Source organism: Streptococcus parasalivarius (genome assembly GCF_054785155.1).
Window position 1 is genome coordinate 39,908 of the sequence record NZ_BAABOB010000007.1, and the last position, 24,503, is coordinate 64,410.

A 24,503-nucleotide genomic window follows, 5' to 3' on the forward strand; every position below is an offset into this window, starting at 1 on the left:
GGACTAATATGGGAGTATATAACAGTGACTGGCTACTCAATCAGATTCGTGGGACAGCTAATGTTATCAGTAAGGCTTTTAAATTTGAGACTCTAGATATTGATTTAGGTCAGGTGGAGGACGAGCAAGGTCGCACTATTGATGGAAATGACTACATTGATGACTTGTTAATCCATGAACAGTATGATCAGGCAACTACCTTCATTCATAGTCAACTCAAGCGTTTGACGACTAATGACTATAATCTCCTTGTCAGCGTCTATATTGAGTATTTGGAGAATTTGCCACCTGTAATAAGGCAGAAACACCATTTTGACGATAGGAAAATAGCAAGTTTGAGGGAAAAGCTGTCCGAATTTTCATGGTAGTTTGATAGAGAGTGTGGAAGAGAAACTCCGAGCGTTTACGATTTTTCCACCCTCTTTTTTGTGTTATAATAGAATCACTATGGATAAATTAATAAAAACAATTTCAGAATCAGGTGCTTTCCGTGCTTATGTTCTTGATAGCACAGAAACTGTTAGAAACGCACAAGAAAAACACAATACATTATCATCATCAACAGTCGCTTTGGGGCGTACCCTTATTGCCAATCAAATCTTGGCTGCTAACCAAAAAGGTGAGAGCAAAATTACGGTTAAAGTTATCGGAAACAGCTCTTTTGGGCATATCATCTCTGTAGCTGATACCAAAGGACATGTTAAGGGCTACATCCAAAATCCAGGTGTGGACATCAAGAAAACAGCTACTGGTGAAGTTTTGGTGGGTCCTTTCATGGGACAAGGACAGTTTGTCTCAATCATCGATTATGGAACTGGTAATCCCTACACGTCATCAACACCACTTATTTCTGGTGAAATCGGTGAAGACTTTGCCTACTATTTGACAGAATCTGAGCAAACGCCATCTGCTGTAGGTCTTAATGTACTTCTTGACGAAGAGGACAAGGTCAAGGTTGCTGGTGGCTTCATGCTTCAGGTCTTGCCAGGAGCTAGCGAGGAAGAAATCGCTCGTTACGAAAAACGCATCCAAGAGATGCCAGCCATTTCAACGCTTTTGGAGTCTGATGACCATATCGAAGCTCTCTTGAATGCCATTTATGGGGATGAACCTTTCAAACGTTTGTCTGAAGAGGAGCTTAGCTTTGAGTGTGATTGCTCACGTGAACGCTTTGAAAATGCCCTCTTGACACTTGGTAAGGATGAACTTCAAGCTATGAAAGACGAGGACCATGGGGCTGAAATCGTCTGTCAATTCTGCCAAACCAAATATGAATTTTCAGAAGCTGACTTGGAGGAACTCATCAATGACTAAACTTAATTCGTCCTTCATGATTGGAAATGTGGAGATTCCTCATCGTACAGTACTAGCTCCTATGGCAGGTGTGACCAACTCTGCCTTCCGTACTATTGCCAAGGAGTTTGGTGCTGGCCTTGTGGTGATGGAGATGATTTCTGAAAAAGGTCTCCTCTACAATAATGAGAAGACCCTCCACATGCTTCACATCGATGAGAATGAACATCCAATGTCTATCCAGCTTTTCGGTGGTGATGCTGAGGGCTTGAAGCGTGCGGCTGACTTTATCCAGACCAATACCAAGGCTGATATCGTTGATATCAACATGGGTTGTCCGGTCAATAAGGTAGTCAAAAATGAAGCTGGTGCCAAGTGGCTCAAGGATCCAGACAAGATTTACCACATCGTCAAGGAAGTAACGTCAGTACTTGATATTCCTCTGACCGTTAAGATGCGTACAGGTTGGTCAGACAGTGACTTGGCTGTAGAAAATGCCCTTGCTGCTGAGTCTGCAGGTGTTTCTGCCCTTGCCATGCATGGTCGTACCCGTGAGCAAATGTACACAGGTCACTGTGATCACGAGACTTTGGCCCGTGTTGCTAAGGCTATCACTAAGATTCCGTTTATCGGAAACGGCGATGTTCGTAGCGTTCAAGACGCTAAACTTATGATTGAAGAACTTGGTGTAGATGCCGTTATGGTTGGTCGTGCAGCCATGAATAATCCTTACATTTTCACGCAAATCAACCACTTCTTCGAAACAGGAGAGGAGTTGCCAGAACTTCCATTTGATAAGAAATTGGACATCGCCGAAGATCATCTCAAACGTTTGGTAGACCTTAAAGGTGAAAAGATTGCTGTCCGTGAATTCCGTGGTTTGGCACCACACTATCTTCGTGGAACAGCAGGAGCAGCTAAGGTTCGTGGCGAAGTCTCACGTGCCGAGTCTGTGGCTCAGGTCGAAGAAATTTTTGCGACCTTGCGATAACTCTATATATAATGAAAACTTAACCGGCTTGGTTAGGTTTTTATTTTACTCTTATTCTTCCTTGATAGTGATGATAGCCCATCACCAATCTTTTTCTTAGTCCTCCCTTGCAAAACCTCTGTGTTTTCGATATAATTAACTGGTTAAGTAAATGGAGAAAGCAATGCTAGAACTAGAAGAACAAGTCAATCAATTGATTAATCAAATCGTACTCAAGTCTGAAAATCAGCATGAGCTTCTTATTGGTCAGTGCCGTAGTCAAGTTAAATTGACTAATACTCAGGAACATATTCTGATGCTTTTGGCTGAGGGTCGCAAGACCAATTCGGAGTTGGCAAAGACCTTAAATGTCAGTCAGGCTGCTGTTACCAAGGCTGTTAAAACCTTGGTCAAAGAGGGTATGTTGGAGGCTAAGAAAGACAAGGATGATGGGCGCGTGACCTACTTTGTCTTGACACAAGAAGCTCAACCCATAGCTCAAGAGCATGAGGAACACCACCAAGAGACCTTGGGGGTTTATCGGTCTGTATTGGATCAGTTTGATAATCAAGAGCGTCAGGTTATTGGACGTTTCTTGACAACATTAGCAGAAAAAATTGAGGAATAAGATGCGCTATATTACAGTTGAAGGACTGAGCTTCCAGTATGATGCGGAGCCCGTTCTGGACAATATTCACTATCATTTGGATTCTGGGGAGTTTGTAACCCTGACTGGGGAAAATGGAGCTGCCAAGTCAACGCTTATCAAGGCTACCCTAGGAATTCTTAAGCCTAAGAAGGGAACTGTAGCCATCTCTGAAACCAATAAAGATGGTAAAAAGCTTCGTATGGCCTATCTTCCCCAGCAAATTGCCAGCTTTAATGCAGGTTTTCCGAGCACGGTCTACGAGTTTGTGAAATCTGGCCGTTATCCTCGTCAGGGGTGGTTTCGTCGTTTGACGAAGCACGACTTGGAACACGTTCAACGTGCCCTTGAGTCTGTAGGTATGTGGGAAAATCGTCACAAGCAAATTGGGCGTCTCTCAGGCGGCCAGAAACAACGTGCTGTTATTGCTCGTATTTTTGCCTCAGATCCAGATATTTTTGTCTTGGATGAGCCAACGACGGGTATGGATGCAGGGACAGCTAATACTTTCTATGAACTCATGCACCATTCGGCTCACAAGCATGGCAAGTCGGTCTTGATGATTACCCACGACCCAGAGGAAGTCAAAGAGTACACAGACCGGAATATTCATCTGGTTCGTAATCAGAAATTGCCTTGGCGTTGTTTTAATGTTCATGAAAAGGATGGAGAGGAGCACAGATATGATTAGTGAATTATTAGCCTATGATTTTATGCAACGTGCTATTCTCGCCGTGATTGCTATCAGTATATTTTCTCCGATTTTGGGGCTCTTCTTAATTCTTCGTCGTCAGAGTCTGATGAGCGATACCTTGAGTCACGTGTCCCTAGCTGGGGTGGCTGTTGGGATTTTCTTGGGACAATCAACCACTTGGATGACCCTTGTGGTTGTGGTTATTGCCGCTTTGGTTTTGGAATATCTCAGGGTCAGTTACAAGCATTATATGGAGATTTCAACGGCTATCCTCATGTCAATGGGATTGGCAGTGGCTCTTATTCTTAGTAACAAGGCAGGTAGCAGTAGCATGAGTCTAGATAGCTATCTTTTCGGTTCTATCATCACGATTAGCCCAGAGCAGGTGCGTGCTCTCTTTGTTATTGCGGCTATTGTACTGGTCTTGACCTTACTCTTTATTCGTCCTATGTATCTTTTAACCTTTGACGAGGACACCGCTCATGTGGATGGCTTGCCAGTTCGTCTCATGTCTCTCCTCTTCAATATTGTTACAGGGATAGCGATTGCCCTGATGATTCCAGCAGCAGGGTCACTTTTGGTTTCCACCATCATGATTCTTCCAGCAGCTATTGGTATGAAAATAGGTCAAACCTTTAAATCTGTCATTTTCTGGGCTATTGGTATTGGTTTGGTTGGCATGCTCTCTGGTATTTTTATTTCCTATTATTGGGAAACACCAGCTAGTGCCACTATTACCCTTATCTTTATCGCCTTCTTTGGTCTGGTATCAATCTTTGAACCTCTCTTAAAAGCAGAGTAGATAATATAGAAGAAAAGAGCTTGAGAAATCGAGCTCTTTTTGTGATATACTAAAGTGGTTTTTGAGAGAAGTTAAAATAAGAATGGTAGATTTCTAGGCAGAAATGATGATTATATTTCTCTGGTATTCACTATCATTTGTAATAGTAACAAAAAAGGAGAAAACATGGAGATCTTTCTAACGAGTATATCGGGAATCCTAGTCATTTTGGGTATGATTTTAGTGGGATTCGTAATGGGTGAAAAAGGCTGGTTTGACGACAAGTCACGTGGTCTTATAGCTAAGCTAGTCACTCAAATTGCCCTTCCTTGTTATATGCTCTATACGATTACACAGCGTTTCACAGCGGCAGACCTACTTAAAATGTTGCCGGAATTGCGTTTTCCTACACTTTCTATGGTGATTTTACTCGGGATTGCGACAGCAGTGGCTAGAATTTTTGCAGTGAAAAAGGAGCGTCGTGGTCTCTTTATTTCCATGTTTTTTAATTCGAATACCATTTTTGTGGGGCTCCCTATCAATCAAGCCCTCTTTGGCGATGTTAGTATCCCCTATGTTCTTATCTATTATATGTGCAATACGACCTTTTTCTGGACCTTGGGGACCTACCTCATCCAACGTGATGGGGAAGGAGACGCTGAATTTGATTTAAGAACAAGTCTGAAAAAAATCTTCTCCCCCCCTCTAGTGGGCTTCATGTTAGGTCTTATTATTGTTATCCTCCATATTAAATTACCAAGCTTTTTAGCCAGTGACTTGCAGTATTTAGGTAGTTTGACGACTCCTTTATCTATGATTTTCATCGGTTTGTCAGTATCCAATGCAGGTGTCAAGCAGTTGGTTCTTAAAAAGGACCAGTTACTGATTTTGCTGGGACGCTTTGTGGTTGCTCCTCTCTTGATGGCTGCCATTGTATATTGGGCGCCCCTCCCAACTTTGATGAAGCAAGTTTTTATCATCCAGTCGGCTATGCCTGTCATGACCAATGCTCCAGTCGTTGCTAAACTCTATGGGGCTGATAGTGATTACGCAGCTGTTATGGTTACTGAGACTACCCTTGCTACCATGATTGTAATTCCAATTTTGATGGTCCTTATGGCTTAAAAATAATCAAGTAACCCCGGTTTTTCTGGGGTTTTTTAAATTTGTAAAAAAATTCAAAAAAAGTTTACGAAAACGCTTTACAAATTCTAAAAAGATGCTATAATAATTACATAAGTTATGCAAACGTTTGCATCAAACATAGGAGGAAATGAAATGAATAAGCTAAAAGAAAAATTTGGCTTTGAGTTCTGGCAAAAATTCGGTAAAGCCCTCATGGTTGTTATCGCGGTTATGCCAGCAGCAGGTCTCATGATTTCTATCGGTAAAACGATTGCCATGATTAATCCAAACATGGCACCACTCGTTATTACTGGTGGATTTCTTGAGCAGATTGGTTGGGGGGTTATTGGTAACCTTCACATCTTGTTTGCCCTTGCCATTGGTGGTAGTTGGGCTAAGGAACGTGCAGGCGGTGCCTTTGCAGCAGGTCTAGCATTTATCTTGATTAACCGTTTGACTGGTTCAATCTTTGGTGTTACTTCTGATATGCTTGCTGATAAGGGTGCTACAGTTCACACACTTATTGGTCAATCAATCAAGGTGTCTGACTACTTCATCAGTGTTTTGGAAGCTCCAGCCCTTAACATGGGTGTATTCGTAGGTATCATCTCTGGTTTCATCGGAGCTACTGCTTACAACAAATACTATAACTTCCGTAAATTGCCAGAAGCCTTATCATTCTTCAATGGTAAACGTTTCGTACCATTCGTAGTTATCCTTCGTTCAGCTATTGCAGCTATCGCTCTTGCTATTGTATGGCCAGTTATCCAATCTGGAATCAATGGTTTTGGTATGTGGATTGCCAACTCAAAAGAAACTGCTCCAATCTTGGCACCGTTCTTGTTCGGTACTTTGGAACGTCTTCTCTTGCCATTTGGTCTCCACCACATGTTGACTATCCCAATCAACTATACTCAATTGGGTGGTACTTATGAAGTCTTGACAGGTGCTGCTAAGGGTACTGAAGTATTGGGTCAAGACCCACTATGGCTTGCTTGGGTTACTGACCTTGCAAACCTTAAAGGTTCAAACCCAGAGCAATATAAACACGTTCTTGAATCCTTTACACCAGCTCGTTTCAAAGTTGGTCAAATGATTGGTTCATTTGGTATCTTGATGGGTATGGTGGTAGCTATCTACCGTAACGTTGATGATGATAAGAAACATCAGTACAAAGGTATGTTGACTGCAACTGCGCTTGCAACATTCTTGACAGGGGTAACAGAGCCTATCGAGTATATGTTCATGTTCGTAGCTACTCCACTTTACATTATTTACGCATTTGTACAAGGTGCTGCCTTTGCAATGGCTGATATCGTTCACCTTCGTGTTCACTCATTCGGTTCTATCGAATTCTTGACACGTACACCACTCGCTATTAACGCTGGTTTGGCGATGGATATCGTTAACTTCATTTGGGTAACTGTACTCTTTGGTGTTATCATGTTCTTCATCGCAAACTTCATGATTAAGAAATTTGATTACGCTACACCAGGACGTAACGGTAACTATGAACAAAACGATGATGCTCCTGCAGAATCTGCTGGATCAGCAGGTGCTGGAACAAGCTCAGCAAGTTCACAAGTTATCAACATCATCAACCTTCTTGGTGGACGTGCTAACATCGTGGACGTTGACGCATGTATGACACGTCTCCGTGTTACTGTTAAAGACGCTGAAAAAGTCGGAACTGAAGCTCAATGGAAAGCTGAAGGCGCTATGGGTCTTGTTATGAAAGGTCAAGGTGTCCAAGCTATCTACGGTCCTAAAGCTGACGTATTGAAATCTGATATCCAAGATGTACTTGATTCAGGTGAAGTTATCCCTGAAACACTTCCAAGTCAAATGACTGCTGTTCAAAAAGCAGAAGCTAAATTCAAAGGTGTTACTGATGAAGTGCATTCAGTCGCTGATGGTCAAGTTATCAACATCGAAGATGTTAAAGACCCAGTATTCTCACAAAAAATGATGGGTGACGGTTTCGCTGTAGAACCAGAAAACGGTAAAATCGTTTCACCAGTAGCTGGTAAAGTGACAAGTATCTTCCCAACTAAACACGCTCTTGGTTTGGTAACTGACAATGGTCTTGAAGTTTTGGTTCACATCGGACTTGACACTGTCAGTCTTGAAGGTAAACCATTCGACGTTAAAGTTACTGAAGGTCAAACAGTTGCTGCAGGTGACCTCTTGGTTGAAGCAAACCTTGATGCTATCCGTGAAGCAGGTCGTGCAACATCTACAGTTGTTGTCTTTACAAATGCAGATGCAATCAAATCAGTTAAAGTAGAACATACAGGTAAATTGGCTGCTAACGCTCCAGTTGCAAAAGTAGAACTTTAATTTGCTAAACGATAAACAAGCAGACAGCCCTTGGGCTGTTTTGTTTGTAAATGACCCTATGTCATTTCTAGATGCAAGTCAGAAGAGGGATAAACTTATGAAATTTCTAACTTTAAATACACACAGTTGGATGGAAGAAGATGCAGAAGGGAAGTTCCAAACCTTAAAGGAACAGATCCTAAAGGCTCAGTATGATATTATTTGCTTCCAGGAAGTTAACCAAGAAATAGAAACTTCTGTTGTGGACACGGATGCTTACTATCATGCACTTCCATCAGCAACACCAATCCACCAAGATCACTTTGTCCGTCTTCTTGTGGAAAAGTTAGCTGAAGAAGGGCTTCAATACCATTGGACTTGGGCCTATAATCACATTGGTTATGATCACCTTAATGAGGGGGTTGCCGTCTTGTCACGTCAACCATTGACAGCGAGTGAAATCTTGGTTTCAGATGTTGATGATCCAACTGACTACCATACACGCCGTGTAGCAGTTGCTGAAACTACTGTAGATGGCCGAGAAGTTGCTGTTGCTAGTGTTCATCTTTCATGGTGGGACAAAGGTTTCCAGGAAGAGTGGGCACGTATTGAAGAACGTTTCAAAGCTATTGGGAAACCGCTCATTCTAGCAGGTGATTTTAACAACCCAGCAGGTCGCGAAGGGCATAAAGCCATTTTGGCTAGCTCACTCAATCTTCAAGATAGTTTTGAAGTCGCTAAAGAAACAACTGGTAGCTATACAGTTGGACCAGGTATCGATGGCTGGAAGGGCAATGAAGAGCCTTTACGTATCGATTATGTTTTTGCTAGCCAAGATTGGACAGTAGAGCGCCTTAGTGTGATTTTTGATGGCAATAACCAACCTTTGGTAAGTGACCACTACGGTCTTGAAGCAGAATTAACATTTAAGTAGAAACGGTATCCTATTATGACCTAATAAGGGTAAAAAACATTGTCAAAAGACAAATAAAAGAGTAAACTAGAAGCTATAATTGAATTTTTATAAGGAGAGACTAATGGCTCATATTACATTTGATTATTCAAAAGTTTTGGATAAATTTGTAGCACCACACGAAGTGGATAACCTTCAAGCACAAGTAACAGTAGCAGACGAAATGATTCGCAAAGGAACTGGCCCAGGGGCAGACTTCCTTGGATGGCGTGACCTTCCAGAAAACTACGATCGTGAAGAATTTGATCGTATTTTGAAGGCTGCTGAAAAAATCAAAGAAGAAAGCGATGTTTTGGTTGTTATCGGTATCGGTGGTTCTTACCTTGGTGCCAAAGCAGCCATTGACTTCTTGAACCATCACTTTGCTAACCTTCAAACAAAAGAAGAACGCAAAGCACCACAAATCGTTTACGCTGGTAACTCAATTTCATCAACTTATCTTGCAGACTTGCTTGAGTATGTTGAAGATAAAGACTTCTCAGTTAACGTTATCTCTAAATCAGGTACAACAACTGAACCAGCTATCGCTTTCCGTGTTTTCAAGGAACTCCTTGTTAAGAAATACGGTCAAGAAGAAGCAAACAAACGTATCTACGCAACAACTGACCGCCAAAAAGGTGCAGTTAAAGTTGAAGCAGATGCTAACGGTTGGGAAACTTTCGTTGTTCCAGATGACATCGGTGGACGTTTCTCAGTATTGACAGCTGTAGGTCTCTTGCCAATCGCAGCTTCAGGTGCTGATATCAAAGCCCTTATGGAAGGTGCTAACGTTGCACGTAAAGAGTACTCTTCATCTAAAATCTCTGAAAACGAAGCTTACCAATACGCTGCACTTCGTAACATCCTTTACCGTAAAGGTTATACAACTGAAATCTTGGCTAACTATGAACCATCACTTCAATACTTCTCAGAATGGTGGAAACAATTGGCTGGTGAATCTGAAGGTAAAGACCAAAGAGGTATCTACCCAACATCAGCAAACTTCTCAACAGACTTGCACTCTCTTGGACAATTTATCCAAGAAGGTACACGTAACCTCTTTGAGACAGTTGTTCGTGTGGAAAAACCACGTAAGAACGTGATTATCCCTGAATTGGAAGAAGATCTTGATGGACTTGGTTACCTCCAAGGTAAAGATGTTGACTTTGTTAACAAAAAAGCAACAGACGGTGTTCTTCTTGCACACACAGATGGTGATGTGCCAAACATGTTCATCACTCTTCCTGAACAAGATGCCTTTACATTGGGTTACATCATCTACTTCTTTGAAATTGCTATCGCCCTTTCAGGTTACTTGAATGCTATCAACCCATTCGATCAACCAGGTGTAGAAGCATACAAGAAAAACATGTTCGCCCTTCTTGGTAAACCAGGATTTGAAGAACTTGGAGCAGAACTTAACGCTCGCTTGTAATTCTCAGATAAGATCAGCTTTGGCTGGTCTTTTTTTGAATTTCAATTTTACTAACGGCAGTCAAAGTGCTATAATGTAAGGGATTGTGAATTTAGCAAATTCTGCTATTTTCAAAAAAGAAAAAACAAATCAGAGATGCAAATCTCTTAGAAGAGGTGAATCCCATGGGACGTAAATGGGCTAATATCGTTGCTAAGAAAACTGCTAAAGATGGTGCAAACTCTAAGGTGTACGCTAAGTTTGGTGTTGAAATCTATGTAGCTGCTAAACAAGGTGAACCAGATCCAGAATCAAACTCAGCTTTGAAATTTGTTTTGGATCGTGCTAAACAAGCGCAAGTACCAAAACACGTTATTGATAAGGCCATTGATAAGGCTAAAGGTAACACAGATGAAACTTTCGTTGAAGGACGTTATGAAGGGTTTGGGCCAAATGGTTCTATGATCATCGTAGATACTTTGACTTCAAACGTTAATCGTACAGCTGCTAACGTACGTACTGCCTTTGGTAAAAATGGCGGTAACATGGGTGCATCAGGTTCTGTTTCATACATGTTTGATAAAAAAGGTGTTATCGTTTTTGCAGGTGAAGATGCAGATGCAATCTTTGAACAATTGCTTGAAGCTGATGTAGAAGTTGAAGATGTAGAAGCAGAAGATGGTACTATCACTGTTTATACTGAGCCAACAGATCTTCATAAAGCGTTGGAAGCTCTCCGTGCTAACGGACAGGAAGAGTTCCAAGTGACTGAACTTGAAATGATTCCACAAACTGAGGTTACTCTTGAAGGTGAAGACCTTGAAGTTTTCGAAGGACTTATTGATGCGCTTGAAGCAGACGATGATGTTCAAAAGGTTTATCACAACGTAGCAGATATGTAATCTCATTCAACACTTTCCTCACGATGGAAAGTGTTTTTGTGTGGTCTGTCTAAGGATTTGTCTTGCTTGTCCTGACTTAATCTGATATAGTAGTAGCCAAGTGAATTATTGGAGGAATACGAAATATGAATATGATGCTAGTTTTGGCCATTTATGTGGTCGCCATTGTTGCTTATGTGGCTTTCAGCCGTCGTCGCCAAGCAAAGGCACAGGAAGACCGTTTTGCAGGCCTTGCTAAGGGTGCTGAAGTTGAAACAATCGGTGGTTTGATTGCTATTGTTGATGAGATTGACAAAGAGAATAACCGTATCGTTTTGGATGCAGAAGGTGTCTTCTTGACTTTTGATTTGAGTCGTTCAATCATGAAAGTAATCACACCAGCACCAACTACAGAAACAGCAGAAACAACTAAAGAGACAATTATCGAAGAAGATTCAGCAATTGAGTCTTCTGATGAAAAGTAAGCTGTGTATTTGAGACTAGGTTAAATCCTGGTCTTTTTGCGTTTTCTAATCTTATCGGTATTAAAAGCTGTTCAGAACCCCTTAAAATGTGGTAAAATAAAGGGTAAACTATATTTAGAGGATATTCCATGTTTAAATTTAGAAAAAAATCTCATCAAGAGGTTCTAGACAATATTCCCAACCATATTGGTATTATTATGGATGGAAATGGCCGTTGGGCTAAAAAGCGTCTACAACCACGCGTGATGGGGCATAAGGCTGGGATGGACGCCTTGCAAAAGGTAACTATCGAAGCGTCACAACTTGGAGTTAAGGTATTGACAGTCTATGCCTTCTCAACTGAAAACTGGTCACGCCCACAAGATGAAGTGAAATTCATCATGAATTTGCCAGTTGAATTCTTTAACAAATATGTACCAGAATTAGACAAAAACAATGTTCGTATTTTGACAATCGGAGATAACAGTCGTTTGCCTAAGGAGACTTTAGATGCTCTTGAAAAGGCAGTTGAGCAGACGAAACATAATTCTGGTTTGGTTCTTAATTTTGCACTGAACTATGGTGGTCGTGCGGAGATTGTGTCTGCTGTTCAAGCGATTGCTAAAGAGGTTGAAGCAGGAAAACTCAGTCCTGAAGCTATTGATGAAGATCTCATTGCTAAGCATTTGATGACAGAGAAATTGCCTTACCTCTATCGTGATCCAGATTTAATTATCCGTACGAGTGGCGAGCTTCGTCTTAGTAATTTCTTGCCTTGGCAATCTGCCTATAGTGAGTTTTACTTCACAGATGTTTTCTGGCCAGACTTTGACCAGCAGGGGCTACGTCAAGCCATCTCTGACTACAATAAACGTCACCGTCGCTTCGGTGGTGTCTAGAAAGGACCTCTCATGCAAGAACGTTTAATTGGTGGGGGTGTGGCAGCAGCCATTTTCCTCCCATTGCTCTTTATCGGCGGTCTTCCTTTCCAACTTTTAGTTGGGGCTATGGCCATGGTTGCGGTGTCTGAGATGCTTCGCATGAAGCACTTGGAGATTTTCTCTATCGAGGGTATTTTATCAATGGTGGCAGCCTTTATCTTGGCTGTACCGATTGATCGGTATTTTATCAGTCTTCCAACAAATGCTAGTGTGACAGGTTTCGCTGTTATTTCATTTTTGATTCTAGCAGGGACTGTCCTTAATAGCGACCACTATTCTTTTGATGATGCAGCTTATCCAATCGCATCTGCCTTTTATGTTGGTTTTGGTTTACAAAATCTCATTGCAGCACGTTTGGATAGTTGGGAAAAGGTTCTCTTTGCCCTTTTTATTGTTTGGGCAACGGATATTGGGGCTTACCTCTTTGGTCGTCAATTTGGTCAGAATAAGTTATTGCCAAAAGTATCACCAAATAAGACTATTGAAGGTAGTGTTGGGGGTATCTTATCAGCAATCATTGTGGCTCTTGTCTTTGGTTTGATTAACCACGGAGTTTATGCCCCTCATAACTTCTTCTGGTTGCTTATCTGTACGATTCTCTTTAGTATTTTTGGTCAATTTGGTGATTTGGTTGAATCAGCTATTAAACGTCACTTTGGCGTTAAAGACTCAGGCAATCTCATTCCTGGGCATGGTGGTATTTTGGACCGTTGTGACAGCTGGATTTTCGTTTTCCCAATCATGCACTTCCTAGGACTTTTTTAAGAGTGGGGGGGTCTAGATGAAAGCTATTATTACCTTTTTACTGATTTTCTGTGTGATTGTCGTTTTCCATGAGTTTGGTCATTTCTTTTTCGCCAAACGTTCAGGAATTTTGGTTCGTGAATTTGCCATTGGTATGGGACCGAAAATTTTTGCACACACTGGTAAGGATGGTACCGTTTATACTATCCGTATCCTCCCTTTGGGTGGTTATGTCCGTATGGCTGGTTGGGGTGAAGATACAACTGAGATTAAAACAGGTAGTCCTGCTAGTCTAACGATTGGATCAGATGGTAAGGTAAGACGTATCAACCTTTCGGATCGCCAGGTTGACCAGACGGCTTTACCTATGAACGTCACTGCCTATGATTTGGAGGATAAGTTAACCATTACAGGTCTAGTCCTAGATGAGACCAAGACCTATGAGGTTGACCATGATGCCACTATCGTTGAGGAGGATGGTACAGAACTTCGTATCGCTCCTAAGGATGTCCAATATCAAAATGCTAGCATTTGGGGACGCTTAATTACCAACTTTGCTGGTCCTATGAATAACTTCATTCTTGGGGTGCTTGTCTTTATTATCTTAGCCTTTGTTCAAGGTGGTGTTCAAGACACATCAACCAACCGTATTCAGGTGGCTGATGGTGGTGCTGCTCAGGTAGCAGGCTTGAAAAATGGTGATGCCATCGAGGCCATCAATAAGGACAAGGTTACTGATTGGGACAGCTTGAAGGAAGCATTGACAGAGAATACTCAAAAATTCTCCAAAGGTGACAGCCTTTCTGTGACGGTTAAGAGAAGTAACGGTCAGGAAGAAACGGTCTCTGTTAAACCTAAGGAGAGTCAAGGTAGCTACTTTTTGGGTGTTTCTCCTGCCCTAAAAACAGGTCTAAAAGATAAGATTTTTGGTGGTTTCCAAATGGCTTGGGAAGGAGCCTTCAAAATTCTCGTGGCACTCAAGGGGCTTATCACCAACTTTAGTTTGAATAAACTTGGTGGACCGGTTGCCATGTTCCAGATGTCTGCCCAGGCTTCAGAAAGTGGCTTGATTTCCATTCTTAACCTTATGGGGATGCTCTCAATTAACTTGGGAATTTTCAATCTTATCCCAATTCCAGCCCTTGATGGTGGAAAAATTGTTATGAATATTATTGAAGCCATTCGTCGTAAACCACTTAATCAAGAAATTGAAAGCTATATTACACTTGCAGGTGTTGCTATCATGGTTGTTCTTATGATTGCAGTCACTTGGAATGATATTATGCGTGCTTTCTTTTAATTAGAAACAAAGAAACGAAAGGAAGTCTAAGGGACTTGACCCAAGGGCCAGCCTCCTTAGTATGTAAATGATGAAACAAAGTAAAATGTTGATTCCAACACTTCGTGAAATGCCAAGTGATGCTCAAGTTATCAGTCATGCCCTTATGGTACGTGCGGGTTACGTGCGTCAGGTTTCTGCTGGTATTTATGCTTATATGCCATTGGCAAATCGTGCTATCGAGAAATTCAAAACCATCATGCGTGAGGAGTTTGAAAAAATCGGTGCGGTTGAAATGTTGGCGCCAGCGCTTTTGACAGCAGATTTGTGGCGTGAGTCAGGCCGTTATGAAACTTACGGTGAAGACCTTTATAAACTAAAAAACCGTGATAAATCTGACTTTATCCTCGGTCCAACTCACGAAGAAACGTTTACAGCCTTGGTTCGTGATGCGGTTAAATCATACAAACAATTGCCACTTAACCTCTACCAAATCCAATCAAAATACCGTGATGAAAAACGTCCTCGTAACGGTCTTCTTCGTACACGTGAATTTATCATGAAGGATGCTTATAGTTTCCACCAAAACTATGAAGATTTGGATGTAACCTATGAAGATTACCGTAAAGCTTACGAGGCTATCTTTACACGTGCTGGCCTTGAATTTAAGGGAATCATCGGTGATGGTGGTGCCATGGGTGGTAAGGATTCTCAAGAATTTATGGCGGTCACTCCTGAGCGTACAGATTTCAACCGTTGGGTAGTTCTTGACAAGTCAATTGCTTCATTGGATGAGATTCCAGAAGATGTCATGGAAGAAATCAAGAAAGAATTGACATCATGGTTGGTATCTGGTGAAGATACAATTGCCTACTCTACAGAGTCAAGCTATGCAGCTAACCTTGAGATGGCAACAAACGCCTACACACCAGCGACTAAGGTTGTGACTCAAGAAGAAGTGGCTCGTGTTGAAACGCCAGATTGCAAGTCAATTGATGAAGTCGCTGCTTTCTTGAATGTTCCAGAAGAACAAACCATCAAGTCTTTACTTTTCATCGCTGATGATGAACCAGTAGTGGCTCTTCTCGTCGGTAATGATCAGGTTAACGATGTGAAGTTGAAAAACTACCTTGCTGCTGATTTCCTCGAACCAGCTACGGAAGATGAAGCACGTCAAGTCTTTGGTGCTAACTTCGGTTCCCTTGGTCCAGTTAACCTTCCTGAAAATGTTCGTATCATTGCAGACCGCAAGGTTCAAGACGTGGCTAATGCTGTTGTTGGAGCCAATGAAGATGGTTATCACTTGACAGGGGTTAACCCAGAGCGTGACTTCAAGGCAGAATATGTGGATATTCGTGAAGTTAAAGAGGGTGAAATTTCTCCAGACGGTCAAGGTGTCCTTCAGTTTGCGCGTGGTATCGAGATTGGTCATATCTTTAAACTTGGGACACGTTACTCTGAAAGTATGGGTGCTAACGTTCTTGATGAAAATGGCCGTGCTGTTCCAATTATCATGGGATGTTACGGTATCGGTGTTAGCCGTATCTTGTCAGCTGTAATTGAACAACATGCACGTCTCTTTGTTAACAAGACACCAAAAGGTCAATACCGCTATGCATGGGGAATTAACTTCCCTAAAGAATTGGCCCCATATGATGTTCACTTGATTACAGTTAACACTAAGGATGAAGAAGCCAATGCTTTGACAGAACGTTTGGAAGCAGCTCTTATGGCTGAAGGTTATGATGTCTTGACAGATGATCGTAATGAGCGTGTCGGTTCTAAATTCTCTGATAGTGACCTCATTGGACTTCCAATCCGTATGACAGTTGGTAAAAAAGCTAGCGAAGGTGTTGTCGAAGTTAAAATCAAGGCAACTGGTGATACTATTGAAGTTAATGCCGATAACTTGATTGAAACACTTGCTATCTTAACAACAGAACAAGATGCTTAATAGTAAAAAATCTTTTCTTGCAGGAGTAGGAAGAGATTTTTCTTTTACAGTGACAATGATAAATTGAGAGAAAAGAGAGTAAATTCCAATTTGACAGAATTATCTAAATAGTGTAAACTTAAAACTATTATAACTACGGAGGCATCACATGCTTAATAAAGCGACCCATTTGGGAAATCTTAAAGCTTTTTATTACTTTAGTTTCTTTAGATAGGACGTTTGTGTTTCAGGATACAAGCGTCAGTCAGTTTGTATCTATGAAGCTAAAGCATTTTGTGATGGATTAGCCGATTAGATGAATAGGTCTAACCGGTGACATAAGCTAGCCTGTGCTAGTCAAGATGCATAAAACCAGTTGGGCCTGTCCTAACTGGTTTTTTTCATACCGTGGTCTATTTTTAATTTTCTTTTGACTCTATCGTCTCGGAAAAAAGATGAAAGAAAATTGGAAATAGATAGAATAAAAAATAGAGGTATACAAGATGAAGAAATTCTTGGTCAGTATGATGGCTGTTATCACAGCTGTCCTCTTGGTAGCATGTTCCAATGCTTCTAATAAAGATTTGGTTCACGTCGGTGTGCTCCAATATGTGGAACATCCTTCTTTGTCAGCGACACGTAAAGGGTTCATTGAAGAACTCAAAGAGGAAGGTTATGTTGACGGTAAGAACATCAAAATCGATTATCAGAATGCACAAGGAGATCAGTCTAACTTGCAGACGATTTCTCAGTCGCTTATTGAAGATAATGATGTCATGTTAGCTATTGCAACCCCAGCAGCCCAGTCTTTGAGTAGTTTGACAAAGGACAAGCCAATTCTCTTTACAGCTGTTACAGATCCAGTTTCAGCTAAATTGGTTAAGTCTATGGACAATGTTGGAGGAAATGTGACAGGGACAAGCGACATGTCACCAATCAACAAACAAGTTGAGTTGTTGAAAAAGGTCCTTCCAAACACTAAAAAAGTTGGGATTATGTACACGACCAGCGAGCGTAACTCAGAAGTTCAGGTTGAAGAAGCCAAGAAATACTTCAAGGAAGCTGGTATCGAAACGGTTATCAAAGGGATTTCATCAACCAACGATATTCAAGATACAGCCAAGAGTTTGATGAGTCAGACCCAAGTCATCTTTATCCCGACTGACAATACCATTGTTAGTGCTATTAATACCTTGGTAGACCTTTCTAAAGAGACTAAAGTTCCTGTTGTTGGTAGTGATGCTGGTAGTGTGGAAAAAGGTGTCCTATTCACTTATGGAACCAACTATGAAGCGCTTGGTCGTCAAACAGGTAAGTTGGCAGGCCGTGTTCTCCGAGGTGAGAAGGTCAAGGATGTCGATGCAGAGTATCCTAAAACACTAAATGTTGTGGTTAACCATGATATGGCTAAAGAACTTGGAATTGATGTTTCTAGTATTAGTGACGAGGAATCTAAGGCATCAACACAAGATGACAAACCAATTGCTAAAAAAGATAAAGGTGTCATTAAGCTTAAGGTTAATAAGTCATCTAAAAATGGTTTTTCAAATGTCGTTCTGACAGCCATTTCTCAGGGGCTTCTCTGGGCAATTATGGCTATTGGGGTCTTCATTACCTTCCGTATTTTGGACCTTGCTGATTTGACAGCTGAAGGGGCCTTCCCACTAGGTGCTGCTACGACAACTATCATGATTATCCGTGGAATCAACCCAATCTTTGCGACTTTAGGTGGTTTTGTGGCTGGTATGCTTGCTGGAGCTGTGTCTGGCTTTATGCATACGAAAATGAAGATACCAGCACTTTTAACAGGGATTATTACCTTAACGGGGCTCTATTCCGTTAACCTTTTGGTTCTTGGAAGTGCCAATGTCTCTCTATCAGGACATAATACGCTAGTAACTATGGTGATGGGACTCGGTTTGTCTAAGCTGAATGGTGTGATTCTATTAGGACTGATTTTTGTTAGTCTGGTAGTGCTTATGTTGGTTGTCCTCCTTAATACGCAGGTTGGTCTGGCCCTTCGTGCGACAGGTGATAACCTTGCTATGGGTGAAGCCAATGGTATCAAGGTTGACCGTATGAAGATTCTTGGCTACATGATTTCCAATGGTTTGATTGCCCTATCAGGTGCTCTCCTAGCTCAAAACAATGGCTATGCGGATATGAATATGGGTACTGGTACAATCGTAAATGGCTTGGCTGCAATTATCTTGGCTGAAGTTATCGTCAAGTATCTACCACTTGGTAAACGCCTGTGGTCAATTGTTGTAGGAGCTGTTCTTTACCGTCTGGTCTTGGTTATTATCCTTGCCATGAACGTTGATGCTCAAATGTTGAAATTGGCTTCAGCCATCTTGCTTGCTGTCATCCTATATGTACCAGAAGTACGACAAAAATTGAAAATCAAACCTAACAAATCCTTGACTTTAGGAGGTGACAAGTAATGGCTTTACTTAGTTTACAACAGATTCACAAGACCTTTGAAAAAGGCACAGTCAATGAAAATCACGTCCTTCGTGGTTTGGATCTCGACATTGAGCAGGGAGACTTTATCTCTGTTATTGGAGGAAATGGTGCTGGTAAATCAACCTTGATGAATTCAATCGCTGGTGTTCTTAGCATTGATGAAGGGGATATCTTGTTGGAGGGACAATCTATTAAGAAAGCATCTGTAGATGAGCGCTCTAAAGACATTAGCCGTGTTTTCCAAGATCCTCGAATGGGGACAGCGACAAACCTTTCTATCGAAGAAAATATGGCAATTGCCTATCGTCGAGGTAAGAAACGTAGCTTCTTTAAAAAGTCTATTACTGAGAGCGAACGTCAAGTGTTCAAGGAAGCCTTGATAGATCTTGGTCTTGGGCTTGAAAATCGTATGAAGACCGATGCTAATTTCTTGTCAGGGGGTCAACGCCAAGCTTTGACACTTGCTATGGCGACCTTGGTTCGTCCAAAGATTTTGCTTCTCGATGAACATACAGCTGCACTGGATCCAAAGACAAGTGATATGGTCATGAATTTGACGCGTAAGATTGTTGAAGAACAAGAGTTGACAACCCTTATGATTACCCATAATATGGAACATGCTATCGAATATGGGAACCGTCTGGTCATGCTCTATCATGGTAAAATCGTCGTCGATGTGCGAGGTGAGGAAAAGAAAAATCTCACTGTTGCAGAACTTATGGATCTCTTCCACAAAAATAGTGGACAAGTACTCAATGACGATGCCTTGGTACTCGGTTAATAAGCAAAAAGAAACTATCCAAAGTTCAGATTTTGGGTAGTTTTTTCTTGACTATTTTTGACCAAGTGCTAAAATAAATATATAGATTAGCACTCTTGCTTAATGAGTGCTAAAAATAACGTTTCACACGTTACTAATAACAAATAACATTTGGAGGTAATTGGTATGGCATTGAAACCATTGGGCGATCGTATCGTTGTCCGTTTTGAAGAAACAGAAGAAAAAACAGCTAGTGGCTTTGTATTGGCAGGAGCCAGTCATGAAGCTACAAAGACTGCTGAGGTTTTGGCAGTAGGTGAAGGAATCCGTACTCTTACTGGTGAATTGATTGCACCTAGTGTTGCAGCAGGCGATAAAGTTCTTGTTGAAAATGGTGCAGGTGTCAATGTTAAAGACGGAGATGATTCCGTTTCAATTATCCGTGAAGCAGATATTTTAGCGGTCCTCGCGTAGGTCAATGCTAATCAGATATAAACTAAGATAAAGAAGGAGTAACTATGGCAAAAGATATTAAATTTTCATCAGATGCACGCGCAGCAATGGTTCGTGGTGTTGATACTTTGGCTGATACAGTTAAGGTAACGCTTGGCCCTAAAGGTCGTAACGTGGTTTTGGAAAAAGCTTTTGGCTCACCTCTTATCACTAATGATGGTGTAACAATTGCTAAAGAAATCGAACTTGAAGATCACTTTGAAAATATGGGTGCCAAGCTCGTCAGCGAAGTGGCTTCAAAAACTAATGATATTGCCGGTGACGGAACAACTACAGCCACTGTTTTGACACAAGCTATTGTCCGTGAAGGTCTAAAAAATGTAACGGCTGGTGCTAATCCAATCGGTATCCGTCGTGGGATTGAAGCAGCTGTGGCTACAGCTGTGGAAGAGCTTAAAGCTATTGCTCAACCAGTTGCTAATAAGGAAGCCATTGCCCAAGTTGCAGCTGTTTCATCACGTTCTGAAAAAGTTGGTGAATACATTTCAGAAGCAATGGAACGTGTGGGTAATGACGGTGTTATCACTATTGAAGAGTCTCGTGGTATGGAGACAGAACTCGAAGTGGTTGAAGGTATGCAGTTTGACCGTGGTTATCTTTCTCAGTACATGGTTACTGATAATGAAAAAATGGTCGCTGACCTTGAAAATCCATTTATCCTTGTGACTGACAAGAAAATTTCAAATATTCAAGATGTCCTCCCACTCTTGGAAGAAGTGCTTAAGACCAGTCGTCCACTTTTGATTATTGCTGATGATGTGGATGGTGAAGCGCTTCCTACGCTTGTTCTTAACAAGATTCGTGGAACTTTCAATGTTGTTGCTGTTAAGGCGCCTGGCTTTGGTGACCGCCGTAAAGCGATGTTAGAAGACATTGCCGTATTGACTGGAGCAACTGTTATTACTGAGGATCTTGGTCTTGAGCTTAAGGATGCAACGATGGCAGCACTTGGTCAAGCTTCGAAAGTAACTGTGGATAAGGATAGCACAGTTATCGTTGAAGGTGCAGGAAGCGCAGAAGCGATTGCTAACCGTGTAAACCTCATCAAGTCTCAATTGGAAACAACAACATCTGAATTTGACCGTGAAAAACTTCAAGAGCGTTTGGCTAAATTGTCTGGTGGGGTTGCAGTTGTTAAGGTCGGTGCAGCCACTGAAACAGCCCTTAAAGAAATGAAACTTCGTATCGAAGATGCCCTTAACGCTACTCGTGCCGCTGTTGAAGAAGGTATCGTAGCAGGTGGAGGTACAGCTCTTGTTAACGTCATTGCTAAGGTTGCTGAGCTTGATCTTGAAGGTGACGACGCTACAGGACGTAACATTGTTCTTCGTGCTTTGGAAGAACCAGTTCGCCAAATTGCCTATAATGCTGGATATGAAGGTTCCGTTATCATCGATAAATTGAAGAACAGCCCAGTTGGTACAGGCTTTAACGCTGCTAACGGTAAATGGGTAGATATGGTTGAAGCAGGAATCATTGACCCAGTTAAGGTAACGCGTTCTGCCCTTCAAAATGCCGCTTCAGTAGCAAGTCTTATCTTGACAACCGAAGCAGTCGTTGCCAACAAACCTGAACCAGAGGCTCCAGCAGCGCCAGCTATGGATCCAGGAATGATGGGTTACTAAGATTTAAGAAAGCAAAAAAACCTAGGAAAAGTCGAGAAACTTTTTCTGGGTTTTCTTTTTATTATTTATGGTTAATCAGTGAAAAGGGTTAAACATGTCAGAACTTCCTTGTTTACCTGACATCTGCATCATCATTTGTTGCTGTCTAATGCGCTCTGCTTCCTTATTCGTATTGATAGAAATAACAAGAAAGATAACCCAACCGATGAATGTCCATCCTAGAAGAAAGGATAGGATAAAGATTGGCCATTTTTTATCGGTTTTATTTAGAAGAGCTGGTAATATTTGAAGTACTACCAAGGGTAAAGAAATGATGATGGAGAGAAAAGCCGTGAGCAAGCCGCCACTAAGCTCATCACTGGCAATTCCAAAGAGTATCATTGCAAGAGCCCAGAGGATAACTGGGATAGAAGCGATGGCTATCATGATGAGGTTTGTTTGAGACTTACTTTCGTGTTGCGTCCAAGTCTCGTTAAAGTTATGATTTGGATGTTGGAAGGTAGCATTAGTCTGACTTGACGCGGGGCTAGTATTTGGTAAATCCTGTAGTTCCTCTAAGTTGGTATCAGCTAGTGGTTCTTCAGCAACATCATAATTGTCAACATCATTTTCGGCAGTTTCTACAGTCTCTTTTTGTGAGAGATTTTTTGTTGCTTCGACAGTTTGTTTGGGAGTTTCTCGGACAAACTCGCCTCGATTGGCTGCTTCAGCCATTTCTTGGATACTTGGATTACGTCCGTGGACGGCTTGGAAAAAATCAATCCAATCTTGTTGTTTCATATAGTTAGCCTCCGTTTGTTTCGATTATAAATTTTGATGATTACAATTATAGCAATAGTGCAAGGGATGTGCAATGGGAGTTGGATAGGACAGTTTATTTCTCTATAATCTTCGTGTCACTAAAGATGGGAAAGAGAAAGAAATAGGCTAAGATGTAGACCACTAGAGGGTATATCAGAGGATTATAGTCCCATGCTCCTTGCCAATCTAGGTGTAGTAGTCTAACGCTAGCGCGTGTTAGGCCTGCGCTCCAACTCTTGAGTCCTAAAGGTTTTAGGATAAGACTGAGTGGTGTTGGCAGATGCAAAAGGTAGACTCCATAAACTGCCACTAAAACTAAGAGATATAATCTAAAAAAACGCTGGTGGTAGGCCCACAAGCGTGTGAAATAGTTTTTCATTAGCCAATAACTGCAAAGAGTTTTTGAGCGTTTGATTGGCGAGTAGCATCCATGATAAGGAACCAGTCAACGATTGACCAGATACCACATCCACCACATGTCAAAAGTTTACCGATACCAAGACCAACTTGTCCCAACATAAAGCGGTCGATTCCAAGAGAACCACCAAAAAGTGAGATAATAAGCATCATCGTAGGATCTTGGAAGCTGATTGAGTAAAGCATTGAAAGTTGTTGTTCAGGAAGTGCCTCAAGACGTTGGCGGATGTACTGAACTTGTTCTGTTGGAAAATACTTGGCGTTAATTGCTAGCCATTGATCGACTGGATTCATAATTAAATACCCCTTAAATTTTAAATGATATGTAAAGGATAACATAATGTAAAGGGAGATTCAAGGTGGTTTTTAGACAGAAAAAGCCTGTAAGAACAACTTGTTTCCCTGTTTAGGGTTTGTCATACTAAAACGTAATAGATTTACAGATTGATAGATTTAGAGGGATGTTCAGAAAGATTTTCAAGGGGAAAGCCAAAGAGCTTTCACTTAGTTCACAAGAATCACAAGAAAAGTAGCCTGGTTTCGGCTACTTTTTCTTGTGAAATCATAGTGAATACTTTACTTACTTATTAGTTGCTAACTCTCTCTCAAAACTGTCGGACTGAGCCTTAACAGTGACTTTTTCGAGTGTTAGGGGGTGAGTGAAACTAAGAGTGTGCGCGTGTAGCATGAGTCGATATGCTGGTCGATGGCTGTAAAGTGGGTCTCCCAGAATGGCATGACCGTGATGTGCCAGATGCACACGAATTTGGTGGGTTCGGCCGGTTCTGAGTTGGCAATTGATCAGACTGGCTCCTTTAAAGGTTTTGAGGCGTGTGACGGTTGTATAGGCAACCTGCCCTTTTCTAGAATCAACCACCCGTTTTCTACGATCGTGGCGGTCGCGTCCAATCCTGTCCTTATAAACAGTTTTCTTGGTCTGAAATTTACCTTCAGTCACTGCCCAGTATTGACGCTGAATCATCTTATCTTCCAAAAGCCGGTTAAGAATTGGCAGAATAAAAGGGTTTTTAGCGAAAAGCACAGCCCCACTAGTTTCCATATCTAGTCGATGAACGACGTAACAGGTTTGTCCACAATAAGCTGAAACATGGTTAAGAAGAGCGATTTCTGTGGGTTCATTGCCATGCGTCTTCATTCCTTCAGGCTTATTGACCACGATGAGATGCGAATCCTCATAGAGAGGTTCTACCAAATTGGCGTCTCCCATAGGGATAGTTTTATTAGGATAGTCCTCTGTGTCAAAGGTCAGGCTAATCCTATCACCTTTTTTAACGGGACTCTGCCAATTAATAGTTTCTCCATTGATGAGGACATGTTTTTTCGTGCGTAGGAAATGACGAATCTTACGAGGGATGAGGAGCTTGGTTTCTAGTAATTCTTTGACAGTTGTTTCAGGATAGGGATTGATAATTTCTACGTGTAAAGTCATGGTTTCATTATATCATGAACGTTTAAAAGAGGACA

The 24,503-nt window shown here is 41.5% G+C and carries 24 protein-coding genes; 20 read left to right on the forward strand and 4 right to left on the reverse strand.

All coding sequences use genetic code 11. The features are described 5' to 3' along the window. Window positions 1–8 precede the first annotated feature (8 nt). The 20 genes from ACYVQ1_RS07600 (at window position 9) to groL (ending at window position 21,800) form a co-directional block, all read left to right on the forward strand. Entirely contained in the window at window positions 9–368 is a 360-nt protein-coding gene (locus ACYVQ1_RS07600; protein WP_461250318.1) for a hypothetical protein, read from the forward strand. A 79-nt stretch (window positions 369–447) separates the two neighbouring features. After that, entirely contained in the window at window positions 448–1,314 is an 867-nt protein-coding gene (gene hslO / locus ACYVQ1_RS07605; RefSeq protein ID WP_461250319.1) for an Hsp33 family molecular chaperone HslO, read from the forward strand. Next, complete coding sequence (dusB, locus tag ACYVQ1_RS07610) at window positions 1,307–2,284, forward strand: tRNA dihydrouridine synthase DusB (RefSeq protein WP_002883588.1); 978 nt, start codon at window positions 1,307–1,309, stop codon at window positions 2,282–2,284. The genes hslO and dusB overlap by 8 nt, the downstream gene beginning before the upstream one ends. Before the next feature lie 163 nt (window positions 2,285–2,447). After that, window positions 2,448–2,891 (forward strand): zinc-dependent MarR family transcriptional regulator, encoded by a 444-nt coding sequence (locus tag ACYVQ1_RS07615; RefSeq protein WP_201041431.1) that lies wholly within the window; start codon window positions 2,448–2,450, stop codon window positions 2,889–2,891. Between the two features lies 1 nt (window position 2,892). Beyond that, window positions 2,893–3,600 carry a metal ABC transporter ATP-binding protein gene (locus ACYVQ1_RS07620; RefSeq protein ID WP_461250320.1) on the forward strand — a complete coding sequence of 236 codons (708 nt, stop codon included), beginning with the start codon at window positions 2,893–2,895 and terminating at the stop codon, window positions 3,598–3,600. Then, entirely contained in the window at window positions 3,593–4,405 is an 813-nt protein-coding gene (locus tag ACYVQ1_RS07625) for a metal ABC transporter permease (RefSeq protein ID WP_045001971.1), read from the forward strand. The genes ACYVQ1_RS07620 and ACYVQ1_RS07625 overlap by 8 nt, the downstream gene beginning before the upstream one ends. A gap of 165 nt (window positions 4,406–4,570) precedes the next feature. Next, window positions 4,571–5,509, forward strand: a complete 939-nt coding sequence (locus tag ACYVQ1_RS07630; protein ID WP_461250321.1) for an AEC family transporter — start codon at window positions 4,571–4,573, stop codon at window positions 5,507–5,509. A 153-nt stretch (window positions 5,510–5,662) separates the two neighbouring features. Then, the gene (locus ACYVQ1_RS07635; protein ID WP_461250322.1) at window positions 5,663–7,849 is read left to right on the forward strand and encodes a PTS transporter subunit IIBC; all 2,187 of its coding nucleotides are present in this window, start codon (window positions 5,663–5,665) and stop codon (window positions 7,847–7,849) included. Window positions 7,850–7,946: 97 nt separating this feature from the next. After that, complete coding sequence (locus ACYVQ1_RS07640) at window positions 7,947–8,762, forward strand: endonuclease/exonuclease/phosphatase family protein (RefSeq protein WP_270537388.1); 816 nt, start codon at window positions 7,947–7,949, stop codon at window positions 8,760–8,762. A 103-nt stretch (window positions 8,763–8,865) separates the two neighbouring features. Continuing rightward, window positions 8,866–10,215: a glucose-6-phosphate isomerase gene (locus ACYVQ1_RS07645; protein WP_461250323.1), complete on the forward strand. Its 1,350-nt coding sequence runs from the start codon at window positions 8,866–8,868 to the stop codon at window positions 10,213–10,215. A gap of 164 nt (window positions 10,216–10,379) precedes the next feature. Then, complete coding sequence (locus ACYVQ1_RS07650; RefSeq protein WP_049545128.1) at window positions 10,380–11,096, forward strand: YebC/PmpR family DNA-binding transcriptional regulator; 717 nt, start codon at window positions 10,380–10,382, stop codon at window positions 11,094–11,096. 125 nt (window positions 11,097–11,221) lie between these two features. Continuing rightward, window positions 11,222–11,560, forward strand: coding sequence for a preprotein translocase subunit YajC (locus tag ACYVQ1_RS07655; protein WP_461250324.1), 339 nt, complete (start codon window positions 11,222–11,224; stop codon window positions 11,558–11,560). Window positions 11,561–11,688: 128 nt separating this feature from the next. After that, entirely contained in the window at window positions 11,689–12,438 is a 750-nt protein-coding gene (locus ACYVQ1_RS07660; protein WP_461250325.1) for an isoprenyl transferase, read from the forward strand. Window positions 12,439–12,450: 12 nt separating this feature from the next. Then, window positions 12,451–13,245, forward strand: a complete 795-nt coding sequence (locus ACYVQ1_RS07665; protein ID WP_417164514.1) for a phosphatidate cytidylyltransferase — start codon at window positions 12,451–12,453, stop codon at window positions 13,243–13,245. Window positions 13,246–13,261: 16 nt separating this feature from the next. Further along, the gene (gene rseP, locus ACYVQ1_RS07670; RefSeq protein ID WP_073685732.1) at window positions 13,262–14,524 is read left to right on the forward strand and encodes an RIP metalloprotease RseP; all 1,263 of its coding nucleotides are present in this window, start codon (window positions 13,262–13,264) and stop codon (window positions 14,522–14,524) included. Window positions 14,525–14,594: 70 nt separating this feature from the next. Beyond that, window positions 14,595–16,457, forward strand: coding sequence for a proline--tRNA ligase (locus tag ACYVQ1_RS07675; RefSeq protein WP_461250326.1), 1,863 nt, complete (start codon window positions 14,595–14,597; stop codon window positions 16,455–16,457). A gap of 482 nt (window positions 16,458–16,939) precedes the next feature. Continuing rightward, on the forward strand, window positions 16,940–18,880 hold the full coding sequence (locus ACYVQ1_RS07680) for an ABC transporter substrate binding protein (RefSeq protein ID WP_461250327.1): 1,941 nt from the start codon (window positions 16,940–16,942) through the stop codon (window positions 18,878–18,880). Further along, window positions 18,880–19,683: an ABC transporter ATP-binding protein gene (locus ACYVQ1_RS07685; RefSeq protein ID WP_002889814.1), complete on the forward strand. Its 804-nt coding sequence runs from the start codon at window positions 18,880–18,882 to the stop codon at window positions 19,681–19,683. Before ACYVQ1_RS07680 ends, ACYVQ1_RS07685 begins: the two co-directional genes overlap by 1 nt. Window positions 19,684–19,848: 165 nt before the next feature. Continuing rightward, window positions 19,849–20,136, forward strand: a complete 288-nt coding sequence (gene groES / locus ACYVQ1_RS07690; RefSeq protein ID WP_002883604.1) for a co-chaperone GroES — start codon at window positions 19,849–19,851, stop codon at window positions 20,134–20,136. Window positions 20,137–20,180: 44 nt separating this feature from the next. Then, window positions 20,181–21,800, forward strand: a complete 1,620-nt coding sequence (groL, locus tag ACYVQ1_RS07695; RefSeq protein WP_461250328.1) for a chaperonin GroEL — start codon at window positions 20,181–20,183, stop codon at window positions 21,798–21,800. Between the two features lie 75 nt (window positions 21,801–21,875). On the opposite strand, the gene ACYVQ1_RS07700 is transcribed toward groL, so the two are convergent. The 4 genes from ACYVQ1_RS07700 to ACYVQ1_RS07715 all read right to left on the reverse strand — a co-directional run bounded on the left by ACYVQ1_RS07700 (window position 21,876) and on the right by ACYVQ1_RS07715 (window position 24,468). Next, complete coding sequence (locus ACYVQ1_RS07700) at window positions 21,876–22,580, reverse strand: superinfection immunity protein (protein WP_155124390.1); 705 nt, start codon at window positions 22,578–22,580, stop codon at window positions 21,876–21,878. Between the two features lie 94 nt (window positions 22,581–22,674). Next, window positions 22,675–22,980: a DUF2752 domain-containing protein gene (locus ACYVQ1_RS07705; protein WP_461250329.1), complete on the reverse strand. Its 306-nt coding sequence runs from the start codon at window positions 22,978–22,980 to the stop codon at window positions 22,675–22,677. Further along, entirely contained in the window at window positions 22,980–23,312 is a 333-nt protein-coding gene (locus ACYVQ1_RS07710) for a TM2 domain-containing protein (RefSeq protein ID WP_347095386.1), read from the reverse strand. The genes ACYVQ1_RS07705 and ACYVQ1_RS07710 overlap by 1 nt, the downstream gene beginning before the upstream one ends. 286 nt (window positions 23,313–23,598) lie before the next feature. Beyond that, window positions 23,599–24,468 (reverse strand): RluA family pseudouridine synthase, encoded by an 870-nt coding sequence (locus ACYVQ1_RS07715; RefSeq protein ID WP_461250330.1) that lies wholly within the window; start codon window positions 24,466–24,468, stop codon window positions 23,599–23,601. Between the last annotated feature and the right edge of the window lie 35 nt (window positions 24,469–24,503).

Coding starts and splice junctions, on each gene's coding strand:
- ACYVQ1_RS07665 (WP_417164514.1), top strand. CDS start 12,451: ATGCAAGAACGTTTAATTGGTGGGGGTGTGGCAGCAGCCATTTTCCTC.
- ACYVQ1_RS07615 (WP_201041431.1), top strand. CDS start 2,448: ATGCTAGAACTAGAAGAACAAGTCAATCAATTGATTAATCAAATCGTA.
- groL (WP_461250328.1), top strand. CDS start 20,181: ATGGCAAAAGATATTAAATTTTCATCAGATGCACGCGCAGCAATGGTT.
- ACYVQ1_RS07685 (WP_002889814.1), top strand. CDS start 18,880: ATGGCTTTACTTAGTTTACAACAGATTCACAAGACCTTTGAAAAAGGC.
- ACYVQ1_RS07625 (WP_045001971.1), top strand. CDS start 3,593: ATGATTAGTGAATTATTAGCCTATGATTTTATGCAACGTGCTATTCTC.
- ACYVQ1_RS07620 (WP_461250320.1), top strand. CDS start 2,893: ATGCGCTATATTACAGTTGAAGGACTGAGCTTCCAGTATGATGCGGAG.
- ACYVQ1_RS07675 (WP_461250326.1), top strand. CDS start 14,595: ATGAAACAAAGTAAAATGTTGATTCCAACACTTCGTGAAATGCCAAGT.
- groES (WP_002883604.1), top strand. CDS start 19,849: ATGGCATTGAAACCATTGGGCGATCGTATCGTTGTCCGTTTTGAAGAA.
- ACYVQ1_RS07600 (WP_461250318.1), top strand. CDS start 9: ATGGGAGTATATAACAGTGACTGGCTACTCAATCAGATTCGTGGGACA.
- hslO (WP_461250319.1), top strand. CDS start 448: ATGGATAAATTAATAAAAACAATTTCAGAATCAGGTGCTTTCCGTGCT.
- ACYVQ1_RS07700 (WP_155124390.1), bottom strand. CDS start 22,580: ATGAAACAACAAGATTGGATTGATTTTTTCCAAGCCGTCCACGGACGT.
- ACYVQ1_RS07645 (WP_461250323.1), top strand. CDS start 8,866: ATGGCTCATATTACATTTGATTATTCAAAAGTTTTGGATAAATTTGTA.
- ACYVQ1_RS07660 (WP_461250325.1), top strand. CDS start 11,689: ATGTTTAAATTTAGAAAAAAATCTCATCAAGAGGTTCTAGACAATATT.
- ACYVQ1_RS07640 (WP_270537388.1), top strand. CDS start 7,947: ATGAAATTTCTAACTTTAAATACACACAGTTGGATGGAAGAAGATGCA.
- ACYVQ1_RS07715 (WP_461250330.1), bottom strand. CDS start 24,468: ATGACTTTACACGTAGAAATTATCAATCCCTATCCTGAAACAACTGTC.
- ACYVQ1_RS07680 (WP_461250327.1), top strand. CDS start 16,940: ATGAAGAAATTCTTGGTCAGTATGATGGCTGTTATCACAGCTGTCCTC.
- rseP (WP_073685732.1), top strand. CDS start 13,262: ATGAAAGCTATTATTACCTTTTTACTGATTTTCTGTGTGATTGTCGTT.
- ACYVQ1_RS07630 (WP_461250321.1), top strand. CDS start 4,571: ATGGAGATCTTTCTAACGAGTATATCGGGAATCCTAGTCATTTTGGGT.
- dusB (WP_002883588.1), top strand. CDS start 1,307: ATGACTAAACTTAATTCGTCCTTCATGATTGGAAATGTGGAGATTCCT.
- ACYVQ1_RS07705 (WP_461250329.1), bottom strand. CDS start 22,980: ATGAAAAACTATTTCACACGCTTGTGGGCCTACCACCAGCGTTTTTTT.
- ACYVQ1_RS07635 (WP_461250322.1), top strand. CDS start 5,663: ATGAATAAGCTAAAAGAAAAATTTGGCTTTGAGTTCTGGCAAAAATTC.
- ACYVQ1_RS07650 (WP_049545128.1), top strand. CDS start 10,380: ATGGGACGTAAATGGGCTAATATCGTTGCTAAGAAAACTGCTAAAGAT.
- ACYVQ1_RS07655 (WP_461250324.1), top strand. CDS start 11,222: ATGAATATGATGCTAGTTTTGGCCATTTATGTGGTCGCCATTGTTGCT.
- ACYVQ1_RS07710 (WP_347095386.1), bottom strand. CDS start 23,312: ATGAATCCAGTCGATCAATGGCTAGCAATTAACGCCAAGTATTTTCCA.